The organism is Alloalcanivorax sp. (assembly GCF_964221125.1).
Classification (GTDB): Bacteria; Pseudomonadota; Gammaproteobacteria; order Pseudomonadales; family Alcanivoracaceae; genus Alloalcanivorax; species Alloalcanivorax venustensis.
This window is the reverse complement of the sequence record NZ_CAXPXK010000035.1, coordinates 74,513-86,824: the sequence shown is the minus strand read 5'-3', so window position 1 is coordinate 86,824 and position 12,312 is coordinate 74,513. Positions and strand designations below refer to the sequence as shown.

8 protein-coding genes and 1 pseudogene are annotated in these 12,312 nt (G+C 67.6%); 7 read left to right on the top strand and 2 right to left on the bottom strand.

Translation table 11 applies throughout. The features are described 5' to 3' along the window. From ACEQZD_RS05305 to prpD, 3 genes and pseudogenes are all read left to right on the top strand, one after another. Positions 1–272: pseudogene (locus ACEQZD_RS05305) on the top strand (Fe/S-dependent 2-methylisocitrate dehydratase AcnD); the annotation flags it as partial. A 22-nt stretch (positions 273–294) separates the two neighbouring features. Next, the gene (gene prpF / locus ACEQZD_RS05300; protein ID WP_335628876.1) at positions 295–1,473 is read left to right on the top strand and encodes a 2-methylaconitate cis-trans isomerase PrpF; all 1,179 of its coding nucleotides are present in this window, start codon (positions 295–297) and stop codon (positions 1,471–1,473) included. 16 nt (positions 1,474–1,489) lie between these two features. After that, a complete protein-coding gene (gene prpD / locus ACEQZD_RS05295; protein ID WP_335628875.1) occupies positions 1,490–2,974 on the top strand; it encodes a 2-methylcitrate dehydratase in 1,485 nt (494 codons plus the stop codon). A gap of 21 nt (positions 2,975–2,995) precedes the next feature. On the opposite strand, the gene ACEQZD_RS05290 is transcribed toward prpD, so the two are convergent. Then, positions 2,996–3,814, bottom strand: coding sequence for a pyruvate, water dikinase regulatory protein (locus ACEQZD_RS05290; protein WP_142950130.1), 819 nt, complete (start codon positions 3,812–3,814; stop codon positions 2,996–2,998). 209 nt (positions 3,815–4,023) lie between these two features. On the opposite strand from ACEQZD_RS05290, the gene ppsA reads away from it, so the two are divergent. The 4 genes from ppsA to ACEQZD_RS05270 all read left to right on the top strand — a co-directional run bounded on the left by ppsA (position 4,024) and on the right by ACEQZD_RS05270 (position 10,949). After that, complete coding sequence (gene ppsA, locus ACEQZD_RS05285; RefSeq protein ID WP_142950129.1) at positions 4,024–6,396, top strand: phosphoenolpyruvate synthase; 2,373 nt, start codon at positions 4,024–4,026, stop codon at positions 6,394–6,396. Positions 6,397–7,029: 633 nt separating this feature from the next. Next, positions 7,030–9,465, top strand: coding sequence for an ATP-dependent helicase HrpB (gene hrpB, locus ACEQZD_RS05280; RefSeq protein WP_370184423.1), 2,436 nt, complete (start codon positions 7,030–7,032; stop codon positions 9,463–9,465). A gap of 66 nt (positions 9,466–9,531) precedes the next feature. After that, complete coding sequence (locus ACEQZD_RS05275; protein ID WP_194856891.1) at positions 9,532–10,317, top strand: thioesterase family protein; 786 nt, start codon at positions 9,532–9,534, stop codon at positions 10,315–10,317. After that, on the top strand, positions 10,317–10,949 hold the full coding sequence (locus ACEQZD_RS05270) for a 1-acyl-sn-glycerol-3-phosphate acyltransferase (RefSeq protein ID WP_142949977.1): 633 nt from the start codon (positions 10,317–10,319) through the stop codon (positions 10,947–10,949). Before ACEQZD_RS05275 ends, ACEQZD_RS05270 begins: the two co-directional genes overlap by 1 nt. Positions 10,950–10,967: 18 nt before the next feature. Here ACEQZD_RS05270 and ACEQZD_RS05265 read toward each other — a convergent pair whose 3' ends face one another. Beyond that, positions 10,968–12,194 (bottom strand): GAF domain-containing protein, encoded by a 1,227-nt coding sequence (locus ACEQZD_RS05265; protein ID WP_370184420.1) that lies wholly within the window; start codon positions 12,192–12,194, stop codon positions 10,968–10,970. Positions 12,195–12,312 lie beyond the last annotated feature (118 nt).

Sequence of the window (12,312 nt, the reverse complement as noted above, 5' to 3'; positions counted from 1 at the left end):
GCACCAACCTGATCGGCATGGGCGTGATGCCGCTGCAGTTCCAGGAGGGCACCACTCGCCACACCCTGGGCATCGACGGCACCGAGGTGTTCGACGTGGAAGGCGAGCCGTCGCCGCGCGCCGAGCTCACCCTGGTGATGCACCGCGCCAACGGCGACGTGGAGCGCATCCCTGTGATCTGCCGCCTGGATACCGCCGAGGAAGTCTCGGTGTATTCCGCCGGCGGCATCCTGCAGCGCTTCGCCAAGGACTTCATGCAGGCCGCCAGCTAACGCAATCGCGAGGATCCGTACCATGGCTCACGCAGCCCAGATCAAAATCCCCGCCACCTACATGCGTGGCGGCACCAGCAAGGGCGTGTTCTTCAGCCTTAACGATCTGCCGGAAGCGGCACGCGTCCCCGGGCCCGCCCGGGACGCGCTGCTGCTGCGGGTGATCGGCAGCCCCGACCCCTACGGCAAGCACACCGACGGCATGGGCGGCGCCACGTCCAGCACCAGCAAGACGGTGATCCTGTCGAAAAGCGACGGCCCGGACCACGACGTGGACTACCTGTTCGGCCAGGTCTCCATCGACAAGCCGTTCATCGACTGGAGCGGCAACTGCGGCAACCTGACCGCGGCGGTGGGCGCCTTCGCCATCAGCAACGGCCTGGTGGCCGCCGACCGCATCCCCGATAACGGGGTGGCGGTGGTGCGTATCTGGCAGGCCAATATCGAAAAGACCATCGTCGCCCATGTGCCGATCACCGACGGCCGGGTTCAGGAAACCGGCGACTTCGAGCTGGACGGGGTGACCTTCCCGGCGGCGGAAGTGGTGATCGATTTCATGGACCCGGCGGACGGCGACGGCGCCATGTTCCCCACCGGCAACCCGGTGGACGACCTGGACGTGCCCGGTATCGGCACCATCAAGGCGACCATGATCAACGCCGGTATCCCCACCGTATTCGTCAATGCCGAGGACGTGGGCTACACCGGCGCCGAGCTGCAGGGCGACATCAACGAGGACGCCCGCGCCCTGGCCATGTTCGAAACCCTGCGTGCCCACGGCGCCCTGCGCATGGGGCTGATCCAGTCCCTGGAAGAGGCGGAGCAGCGGCAACACACGCCCAAGGTGGCGTTCGTGGCCGGCCCGCGCGACTATGTGGCGTCCAGCGGTAAAAAAGTGGCCGCCGGCGACGTGGACCTGCTGGTGCGGGCGCTGTCCATGGGCAAGCTGCACCACGCCATGATGGGCACGGCGGCGGTGGCCATCGGCACCGCCGCGGCGATTCCCGGCACCCTGGTGAACCTGGCCGCCGGCGGCGGCGAACGGGACGCGGTGCGTTTCGGGCACCCGTCCGGCACCCTGCGCGTGGGCGGCGAAGCCCACCAGCAGGACGGCGAATGGGTGGTCACCAAGGCCAGCATGAGCCGCAGCGCCCGCGTCTTGATGGAAGGCTGGGTGCGCGTACCCGGAGACGCATTCTAGACAGAAAGGAGGCCCCATGAGCAGCAACGTCGACCAGAACCTGCGCCCGGATTACGATCCGGAAATCCAGGCCATCGTGGACTATGTCCTCGACTATCGGATCGATTCCGAGGAGGCCTGGGACACCGCCCGCAACTGCCTGATCGACACCCTGGGCTGCGGTTTGCTGGCACTGCGTTTCCCGGAGTGCAGCAAACATCTGGGGCCGCTGGTGGAGGGCACCCAGGTGCCCCACGGCGCCCGGGTGCCGGGCACGCCGCACCGGCTCGACCCGGTGAAGGCGGCCTGGGATATCGGCTGCATCGTGCGCTGGCTGGATTACAACGACACCTGGCTGGCGGCGGAGTGGGGCCACCCCTCGGACAATCTCGGCGGCATTCTGGCGGTGGCCGACTACCTGTCACAGAAAAACCTCGCCAACGGCAAGGCGCCGCTGACCATCAAGGATGTGCTCGAGGCCATGATCATGGCCCACGAGATCCAGGGCGTGCTGGCGCTGGAAAACTCCTTTAACCGGGTGGGCCTGGACCATGTGCTGCTGGTCAAGGTGGCCTCCACCGCGGTGGTGGCGCGGATGATGGGGGCCAACCGGGAGCAGCTGCTGTCGGCGGTCTCCCACGCCTGGGTGGACGGCCAGGCGCTGCGCACCTACCGGCACGCTCCCAACGCCGGCTCGCGCAAATCCTGGGCCGCCGGCGACGCCACCAGCCGGGCGGTGCGCCTGGCGGACATCGCCCTGCGCGGCGAGATGGGCATCCCCGGCGCGCTGTCCGCGCCCCAGTGGGGCTTCTACGACGTCCTGTTTTCCAAGACCAACAAGGACCAGAAGCTCAAGCCCGAGGAAGACCGCAAGTTCAAATTCCAGCGTGACTACGGCAGTTACGTGATGGAGAACATCCTGTTCAAGATCAGCTTCCCGGCGGAGTTCCACAGCCAGACCGCCTGCGAAGCGGCGGTCACCCTGCACCCGCAGGTGAAGGACCGCCTCGATGAGATCGACCGCATCGTGATCACCACCCACGATTCGGCGATCCGCATCATTTCCAAGCAGGGGCCGCTCGCCAACCCGGCGGACCGGGACCACTGTATCCAGTACATGACGGCGGTGCCGCTGATCTTCGGCAACCTGGTGGCGGAGCACTACGAGGACGAGTTCCACGAGGCGCACCCGCGGATCGACGAGCTGCGCGACAAGATGGAGATCGTCGAGGACGAGCGCTATTCCAAGGACTATCACGACCCGGAAAAGCGCTCCATCGCCAACGCCATCCAGGTGTTCTTCAAGGACGGCTCAAGCACCGACCAGGTCGCGGTGGAGTACCCCATCGGCCACCGCCGGCGCCGGGAAGAGGGCATTCCGGTGCTGGAGCAGAAGTTCAAACGCAACCTGGCGACCCGTTTCCCGTCGGCCCGGGTGGCGGAGATCATGGACCTGTGTCTGGACCCGGCGCGGCTCAACGACACGCCGGTCAACGAGTTCATGGACCGGTTCGTGATCTGAACCGGCCGCCGGCGGCGCCGGTTATTGCAGCCGGCGCTGCAGGCCGGTGGTGGCGAGGATGCGGGTGCTGATTTCCTCGATGGACAGCTCGGTAGCGTCCAGGTGGGGAATATTGAACTTGTTGTAGAGCGCCTGCAGGGCGCGCACTTCCATATCGCACTGGCGCGGTGACGCGTAGCGGCTGCCCGCCTTGCGCTCGCTGCGAATGGCGCTGAGCCGGTCGGCGTTGATGGTCAGGCCGAACAGCTTGTGTTTGTGCGGGGCCAGCGCATCGGGCAAGCGCAGATCGTCGAAATCGTCCTCGGTGAGCGGATAGTTGGCCGCGAACAGGCCGAACTGCAGCGCCAGATAGAGGCAGGTCGGCGTCTTGCCGGAGCGTGACACCCCCACCAGAATCAGATCCGCCTGGTCGTAATAGCGGGTGCGCGCGCCGTCGTCGTTGTCCAGCGCGAAGTGCACCGCGTTGATGCGGATGCGGTACGCCTGCTGATCGCGGATCGCGTGGCTCTGCCCGACCTTGTGGTTGGCGGTGACGCCGAGCTCGTCTTCCAGCGGCTTCTGGAAGGCGGTGAACAGATCCAGCACCTTGCCCTTGCAGGTGTGCAGGATGGCGCGGTGGTCGTCGTTGACCAGGGTGGAAAAGACGATGGGTTTGGCGCCGTCGGTCTGCGCCGTCCGGTCAATTCGGGCCACCGCTTCCCGGGTCAGGTCATCCGAGGCCACATAGGGGATCGTCACCTGGTCGAATTTGATGCCGCCGAACTGGCTCAGCAGACTGTGACCGAGGGTCTCGGCGGTGATGCCGGTGCCGTCGGAGATAAAAAAGGCGGTTCTGGCCATGGGCTCGATGCTCCTTCCACAAAAGTCGTAACAGATTGCCCAATCCGGGCGGGCAAAGCGCTGATGTTTTGGGTAGAATGGCGCCTCCATTCATTCCGGTAAAGTTAAGAGAGCCTCGAAACACCCCCCGGCGACCTGAAGCGTAAAGCCAGAGCGCGCCAAGAGTGGGTCGGAGGCTCCCCAGGCCAGCAATACTTAAGGAGACGACCTTGGCGGAATACGTAGTCTGGTTTCAGGATCTGGGCAAGGGCGATGTCGAGCGCGTCGGTGGCAAGAACGCCTCCCTTGGCGAGATGATCAGCAACCTGGCGGCGGCCGGCGTGTCCGTCCCGGGCGGTTTTGCGACCACCGCGGAAGCCTTCCGCGACTTCCTCGAGCACAACGATCTGACCACCAAGATCAACGAGGCGCTCGGGGCGCTGGACGTGGAAGACGTGGTGGCTCTGGCGGAAACCGGTGAGAAGATCCGTAAATGGGTGGTGGACGCCCCCTTCCAGCCGGAGCTGGAAGCGGCGATTCGCGACGCCTATGAGAAGATGGGCGGCGGCGACGGCGAACTGCCGGTGGCGGTGCGCTCTTCCGCCACCGCCGAAGACCTGCCGGACGCCTCCTTCGCCGGTCAGCAGGAAACCTTCCTCAACATTCGCGGCCTCGACCATGTGATGGTGGCGGTGAAGGAAGTGTTCGCCTCCCTGTTCAACGACCGCGCCATCAGCTACCGGGTGCACCAGGGCTTCGACCACAAACTGGTGGCCCTGTCCGCCGGCGTGCAGCAAATGGTGCGCTCCGAGACCGGCGCCGCCGGGGTCATGTTCACCCTGGACACCGAATCCGGCTTCCGCGACGTGGTGTTCATCACCGCCTCCTACGGCCTGGGCGAAATGGTGGTGCAGGGCGCCGTGAACCCGGACGAGTTTTATGTCCATAAAAAGACGCTGCTGAACAAGCGCCCCTGCATTCTGCGCCGCAACCTGGGCAGCAAAATGCAGAAAATGGTCTACGGCAGCGAAGCCAGCGCCGGCAAATCGGTGCAGACCGTGGACGTGGACAGCGCCGACCGGCTGCGTTTCTGCCTCACCGATGCCCAGGTGGAGGATCTGTCCCGCCAGGCCATCGAGATCGAAAAGCACTACGGCATGCCCATGGATATCGAATGGGCGCTGGACGGCGACGACGGCAAGCTCTACATCGTCCAGGCCCGTCCGGAGACCGTGAAGAGCCGTTCCGACGCCTCCGTGATGGAGCGCTACCTGCTCAAGCAGACCGGCAAGGTGCTGGTGGAAGGCCGCGCCATCGGTCAGCGCATCGGCGCCGGCCCGGTGCGTATCGTCTCCAACATCAAGGAAATGGACCGCGTGCAGCCCGGCGACGTGCTGGTCACCGACATGACCGACCCGGACTGGGAACCGGTCATGAAGCGTGCCTCCGCGATTGTCACCAACCGCGGCGGGCGCACCTGCCACGCGGCGATCATCGCCCGTGAACTGGGCGTGCCGGCCATCGTCGGCTGCGGCGACGCCACCGACCTGCTCAAGGACGGCCAGGAAGTGACCGTGTCCTGCGCCGAGGGCGACACCGGCAACATCTACGAAGGCAAGCTGGACTTCGACATCCAGCGCAACTCCATCGAGTCCATGCCCAAGCTGCCGTTCAAGATCATGATGAACGTGGGTAACCCGGACCGCGCCTTCGATTTCGCCACGCTGCCCAACCAGGGCGTGGGTCTGGCCCGTCTCGAGTTCATCATCAACCGGATGATCGGCGTGCACCCCAAGGCGCTGTTGAACTACGGCAGCCTGCCGCGCGACGTGAAACAGGCCGCCGACAAGCGCATCGCCGGCTACGACGATCCGGTGGACTTCTACGTCGAGAAACTGGTGGAAGGCATCGCCACGCTGGCCGCCGCCTTCCATCCGGAAAAGGTGATCGTGCGCCTGTCCGACTTCAAGTCCAACGAATACGCCAACCTTATCGGCGGCAGCCTCTACGAGCCGGACGAAGAAAACCCGATGCTCGGCTTCCGGGGCGCCAGCCGCTACATCAGCGAAAACTTCCGCGACTGCTTCGAACTGGAGTGCCGCGCGATCAAGAAAGTCCGTGAGCAGATGGGCTTCACCAACGTGGAAGTGATGGTGCCGTTCGTGCGCACCCCGGGCGAGGCCGAGCAGGTGATCGATCTGCTCGCCAAGAACGGGCTCAAGCGCGGCGACGAAGGCCTGCGGGTGATCATGATGTGCGAGCTGCCCACCAACGCGCTGCTCGCCGACGAGTTCCTGCAGTACTTCGACGGCTTCTCCATCGGCTCCAACGACCTGACCCAGCTGACCCTGGGCCTGGACCGGGACTCCGGCATCGTCAGCCACCTGTTCGACGAGCGCGACCCGGCGGTGAAGGCGCTGTTGAAGATGGCCATCGACGCCTGCAATGCCCAGGGCAAGTACGTGGGCATTTGCGGCCAGGGGCCGTCCGATCACCCGGATCTGGCGCGCTGGTTGATGGACCAGGGGATCTCCTCCGTGTCCCTGAACCCGGATTCGGTGATGGGCACCTGGTTCTACCTGGCGGAAAACCTGGTCGACTGACCCCCGACCCGGTATCCACCCCCGAAAAGCCCGGCCTCGCGCCGGGCTTTTTTATGGTTCATCGCGTTTTGGCTGGGCGGGGTCTCTCCAGCCGGGGTCGCGGGTCTGTGTTATGCCCTTCCGGGAACGCTGTGAATACGTCCCTGTACGCTCCCTGTCGGACGTCCTGTCCTCCAGGGTCCCGGAAGGGCAATAACACAGACCCGCTCCGGGGATAGCTTCTGACACTCCGGGTCATCGCTGGCACCGGAACATTCTACGAAGCGTGAGTTTTGTGGGAGCTTGCCTTGCAAGCGAAAGGGTGGCTTTAGCCACCCGGCAGGATTCCAGAGGCGCTGTTTGTGCTGTTGTTAGAAGTCTCTCTGGCATCCTGCCGGGAGCTTCACTCCCGTTCGCGGGCAAGGCCCGCTCCCACAATCCTCATTTCTTAGCCCCCTTGGCGGTGAATCCCCCAAGGAGCCCCGGGATCGGGTGGGCCCATCCAGGACCGTGTTTGGCCAGGGATGGCCAAAGCGGTCCGCCGCCGCGGCCGAGCCTACATGGACGTACTCGTGGCGTGTCCTGGATGGGCCCACCCGATCCCGGGGCGGGCTTTCTGGAGAGAACGACACCCATTTCCGATAAGATGTCGCCATGACTGACCCCCGATATTTTGCTCTGCCGGTGGACGCCGTGCTGCCGGAGCTGTGCCGTTGTCTGGAAGAGCAGGGCGGCGCCGTGCTGGAGGCGCCGCCCGGCGCCGGTAAGTCCACCCGCGTGCCGCTGGCGCTGCTGGACGCGCCCTGGCGCGGCGACGACCGGATTCTGGTGCTGGAGCCGCGCCGGGTGGCGGCCCGGGCGGTGGCCGGGTTCATGGCGCGGCAGCTCGGTGAACCGGTGGGGCACACCGTGGGCTACCGCACCCGGCTGGACACCCGGGTGAGCGCGTCGACGCGCAGCGAGGTGGTCACCGAGGGCGTGCTCACCCGCATGCTGAGTAACGACCCGGCGCTGGAGGGCTACGCGGCGGTTCTGTTCGATGAATTCCACGAGCGTTCCCTGCAGGCGGACCTGGGTCTGGCCCTGGTGCAGGAGGTCCGTCAGGCGCTGCGCGAGGACCTGCGTTTGCTGGTGATGTCGGCGACGCTGGACGTGGGCCCGCTGGCCGAAGGGTTGGCCCTGCCCACGGTGCGCAGTGAGGGGCGGGTGTTCCCGGTGGAGGTGAGCCATGCGCCGCCGGGCCGCGATCAGGATGTCTGGGATCACTGCGCCCGCCAGGTGGAGGCTCTGGCCGGGGAGGGCACGGTGCTGGTGTTCCTGCCCGGGGTGGGCGAGATCGAGCGGCTGCGCGAGCGGTTGTCGGTGTCGATGCCGGTGCAGGTGCTGCACGGGCGCCTGGCCGGCGACGCCCAGGCGGCGGTGCTGGAAGCGCCGTCCGGGCCGAGGGTGGTGCTGGCCACCAATGTGGCGGAGACCAGTGTCACCATCGAAGGCGTCACCGTGGTGGTGGACAGCGGTCTGGAGCGGCGCCCCAGCTATGACCCGCGCCGCCACCGCAGCCGTCTGGTGACGCGCCGTATCAGCCAGGCCAACGCCGACCAGCGCGCCGGCCGCGCCGGCCGGCTGGGCCCGGGCCGCTGCGTGCGGCTGTGGGCGCGGGAAGAGGTGCTGGCCCGGCATATCGAGCCGGAGATCCACCAGACCGGGCTGGAAAGCCTGGTGCTGGATCTGGCGCGCTGGGGGTGCCGCGACCCCGATCAATTATTCTGGCTGGACCCGCCGCCGGCGGGGCCGTGGCGGGCGGCGGTGCAGCGGCTGCGCGCGCTGGGCGCCCTGGACGGGCAGGACGCGATCACCGACCTGGGGCGGCGCCTTAATGATTTGCCGCTGGCGCCGGAACTGGCCGCGCTGGTGGTGCGCGGCCGCGACGCGGGCCTGGCCGCCAGCGCCGCCCGGGTGGCGGTGCTGCTCAGCGAGCGGATGCCGGGCCTGGACCGCCAGGTGGACTTGGCCGAGCGGCTGCGCCGTTTCACCGCGCGCCCCGGCGACTGGCCGCTGCTTCAGCGGGCGTTGTCCCGGCTGAACGGCGACCGTAAGGACGGTTCGGCGCCGGACGGCGCGCTGGGCCCGCTGCTCGCCGACACCTTCCCCGATCGGATCGCACGGCGCCGGGACGGTGAGGAAGACCGTTACCTGCTGGCCGACGGCAGCGGTGCCCGGCTGCCGCCGGGCTCGCCCCTGGCCGGGCGGGAATGGCTGGTGGTGCTGGACACCGACGGCCGGCCCCGCGATGCCGTGATCCGGCTGGCCTGGGCACTGGGGCCGCCGGAGGTGCCGGCGCTGCTGGCCCGGCACGCCGAGTGGCGGGACCAGGTGGCCTGGGACGATAAATTGCAGAAGGTCAGGGCGGAGCGCCGCTCCGGAGTGGGCGCCATTACCGTGGAGAGCCAGCCGCTGGCGTCGCCCTCGCCGGCGCAGGTGGAGCAGGGGCTGCTGGACGGTGTACGCCAGCAGGGCCTGCGGGTGCTGCCCTGGACCGAGGCCACCCGTCAGTGGCGGGCGCGGGCGGCCTGGCTGCACCGGCTTGAGCCGGAACACTGGCCGGCCATGGACGACGACACCCTGCTGGCCGAGCTGGAAACCTGGCTGCTGCCGTTTCTGGCCGGCCGCCGCGCCCTGCGGGATCTGAAAAACCTGCCGCTGCTCGACGCCCTCAAACTGCGGCTGGGGCCGGGCCAGGCCGGCGAGCTGACACGGCGGTTGCCGGAGCGGGCCACCGTGGCGTCCGGGCGGGCGGTGACCATCAACTACGAGGCCGAGGGCGGGCCCCGTCTGGCGGTGAAACTGCAGGAGTGCTTCGGCATGGAGAGCCTGCCGGCGCTGGCCGAGGGGCGCCTGCCGCTGACCGCCGAACTGCTGACGCCGGCGGGCCGACCGGCGGCGATCACCGCCGATCTGGCCGGCTTCTGGCGCAACGGCTACGGGCAGGTGCGCAAGGAGCTGCGTGGCCGCTACCCGAAACACCCCTGGCCGGAAGACCCGCTGGCGGCGCCGGCCACGGGACGGACCAAGGCGCGCGGAGGCGGCTGAGCGTTTCGGTCCTTTCCTTGGGCGCCCGGCTCTGCTATCAATAGCCGCTTTCGGTGGGAGCGCATTATGAAATTTGATTCCATTATTGATGCCGCCGCCGGGAACCGGATGACGGTTCCCGAGGGCTGGGGGCAGGGCAGAGCCACGTTCGGTGGCCTGGTGGGCGCCATTCTGATTCGTCATATGGACGCCCATCTGGGCGCCGACGCGCCGCCGTTGCGCAGCTTCACCATCTCGTTCGTGGCGCCCATGGTGCCGGGGCCGGTGGACCTGGAAGCGACCACGCTGCGCGCCGGCAAATCGGTCACCCAGGTGCAGGTGATGGCCCGCCAGGAGGGTCAGGTGGTGGCCACCCTGCTGGGCAGCCTGGGCCACGGCCGCGAGTCCAGCATCCGCGTGCCGGGCCCGGAAGCGCCGCGCTGGAAGGCGCCGCAGGACTGCTTCAAGTTGCCCTACATGGAGGGCCGGTCGCCCACCTTTCTGCGCTTTTTCGACATGCGCATTGCCGGCGGCAATATGATCTTCTCCGGCGCCAAGGAGCCGGATTTCCACGGCTATATGCGTTTTGACGAGCCCGGCCAGACCCAGGACGCGGCCACCCTGGCGTGCCTGGTGGACACCTGGCCCGCCGGTGTGCTGCCGATGCTCAGCAAGCCGGCCCCGGCCAGCTCGCTGACCTGGACCATGGAATTGCTGGAGGACCCCCGTGAGCTGGAGCCGGTGGACTTCTGGCAGTACCAGGTGATCACCGACTCGTTCGCCGACGGCTATGGCCAGTGCCAGGCCACCGTGTGGGATGATCGCGGCCGGCCGGTGGCGCTGAGCCGCCAGACCGTGGTGGTGTTCGGCTAATGAGTACCGATCTGCGGCCGCTGACCCCGGACGCCATCGGCGCGTCGGTGCCGCGCCGTGGCCACTGGCTGGTGGCGGCGCTGGGCCGCGCGGTGTTGCGCCTGATCGGCTGGAAGGTGGTGGGCGAGCTGCCGAACGTGCCCCGGGCGGTGATGATCGCCGCGCCGCACACCTCCAATTACGACGGTCTGGTGGGCGTCAGCGCGATCCAGGGGCTGCGGCTGGATATTCGGTTCATGGCCAAGCACACCCTGTTCCGGGGGCCGGCGGGCTGGCTGCTGCGGGCGCTGGGCGGGATCCCGGTGGACCGCGCCCGCTCACGGGGTCTGGTGGAAGACACCAAGAACCTGATGACCGGCGGCCAGCCGTTCTGGCTGGGGATCACGCCGGAGGGCACCCGCACCGGGGCGGAGCAGTGGAAAACCGGCTTTCACCGGATCGCCGTGGACCTGGAATTGCCGATCATCGTGGTGACCTTCTGCTACCGGCGCAAGCAGGCCCGTATCCTCGATGCGTTCTGGCCGAGCGGCGATCAGCAGGCGGACATGGACGCCATCTACGCCATGCTCGACGACGTTCAGCCGGCCCATCCGGAGCGGTTGTCCGGGCCGCTGCGCCGGCTGCGCCAGTAACCGGCCGACAAAGATCGTCTAGCCGGCTTCCTGCCGGTGGCGGCGGATATACTCCTCACGGCCGACCGCGGCCATCAGCGCGTAGGCCAGCGGTGACGCCAGCGATTCCAGTAGCGTGCGGGTGTGGTCGTCGAACGGTTCCAGCGCCGCCAGCTCGATCACGCCCAGCGCCTGGTCGCCCTGCCAGATCGGCAGAAACAGCAGCTCGCCGGGCCGCACCGCGCCGTGGGCGATCTCCAGATCCAGGTAGCCGGCCGGCACATTGTGCCGCACGGTGACGCCGGGGCCGCGCTCCAGCGCGCCGCCGAGCAGGCCGTCCACGGGCACGTTGTCGCGCTCCCGGGCCTGCTGGTTGAGGCCGCGCGCCGCTTCCTGGCGCAAGCGGTCATCGTCCAGCCGGTAGGCGGCGCCGGCGATCGCCTCGGTGCGCTCCAGCATGAAGGTCAGAGCCTGATCCATCAGCACTTCCACCCGGGGGTTGCCGGCGATGTGCGCCATGAACTCGTTCAGCGTGCGTTGCCGCAGCGCTTCCCGGTCGGCGTTGTCGCGCCACTGGCGCAGCCGCGCCGACTCGCGGCCGAGCAGCAGATTGTTGGCATAGGAGCCGCGCGCGCTGGCGTCCAGCATGTAGCCGTTAAGCGCGCACACCACCAGCGGAAAGCCGTAGAACAGCATCAGCGGTACCGGGTCCACGTCCCAGCGTTGCAGCAGCGCCACGGCCAGGGCCACCACCAGCGAGCCCAGGCACCAGAACAGCGTGCGCGTGGGCGGCAGGCGCAGAATCGAAAAGCCGATGATCAGCACATAGATGGTTTCGAAGGCGGCCACCTGGCCGAGGAAGGTGCCGGCCAGATGCAGCGCCCCCAGCAGCGTGCCGGCCAGGGAGGTCATCAACGCCAGCCCGATCAGGGTGGTCACCCAGTCCGCCAGCGCGTCCACCTTCACCGCCACGAACAGCAGCGCCAGGGAAATCGCGATCGGGTAGACGCCGTAGGCCATCCACAGATCCCGGTTGTGCTCGTCCGACAGCAACGACACCGGCACCGATACGATCAGGAACAGGACGATCAGAATATACAGCGAGCGCTGGATCAGCTTGGCCGCGCGGCGCTCGGCGTAGTCGCGGTAACGGTCTTCCAGGGAACCCGGGAAGCGTACCCACAGGGTCTGGACCGCCTGCTTGAGATCCCGCTCCTGGCGGGCGTCCAACTGTGGCGCGGACTTGGAAGTGGTGGAACTCGTCATCGGGGTCCCCTTTATTGTTGCGCTGTCCCGCGCTGTTGTTCAAAGTAAAACAGCCGGGCCGCGTCGCCCCCCGACGGATCGCGGCCCGTGGAGCCCTTGAGCGGCTCCCTAAGAATCA

Excerpts from the sequence above, each read along its gene's own strand:
- prpF (WP_335628876.1), top strand. The coding sequence starts at position 295 with ATGGCTCACGCAGCCCAGATCAAAATCCCCGCCACCTACATGCGTGGC.
- prpD (WP_335628875.1), top strand. The coding sequence starts at position 1,490 with ATGAGCAGCAACGTCGACCAGAACCTGCGCCCGGATTACGATCCGGAA.
- ACEQZD_RS05290 (WP_142950130.1), bottom strand. The coding sequence starts at position 3,814 with ATGGCCAGAACCGCCTTTTTTATCTCCGACGGCACCGGCATCACCGCC.
- hrpB (WP_370184423.1), top strand. The coding sequence starts at position 7,030 with ATGACTGACCCCCGATATTTTGCTCTGCCGGTGGACGCCGTGCTGCCG.
- ACEQZD_RS05275 (WP_194856891.1), top strand. The coding sequence starts at position 9,532 with ATGAAATTTGATTCCATTATTGATGCCGCCGCCGGGAACCGGATGACG.
- ACEQZD_RS05270 (WP_142949977.1), top strand. The coding sequence starts at position 10,317 with ATGAGTACCGATCTGCGGCCGCTGACCCCGGACGCCATCGGCGCGTCG.
- ACEQZD_RS05265 (WP_370184420.1), bottom strand. The coding sequence starts at position 12,194 with ATGACGAGTTCCACCACTTCCAAGTCCGCGCCACAGTTGGACGCCCGC.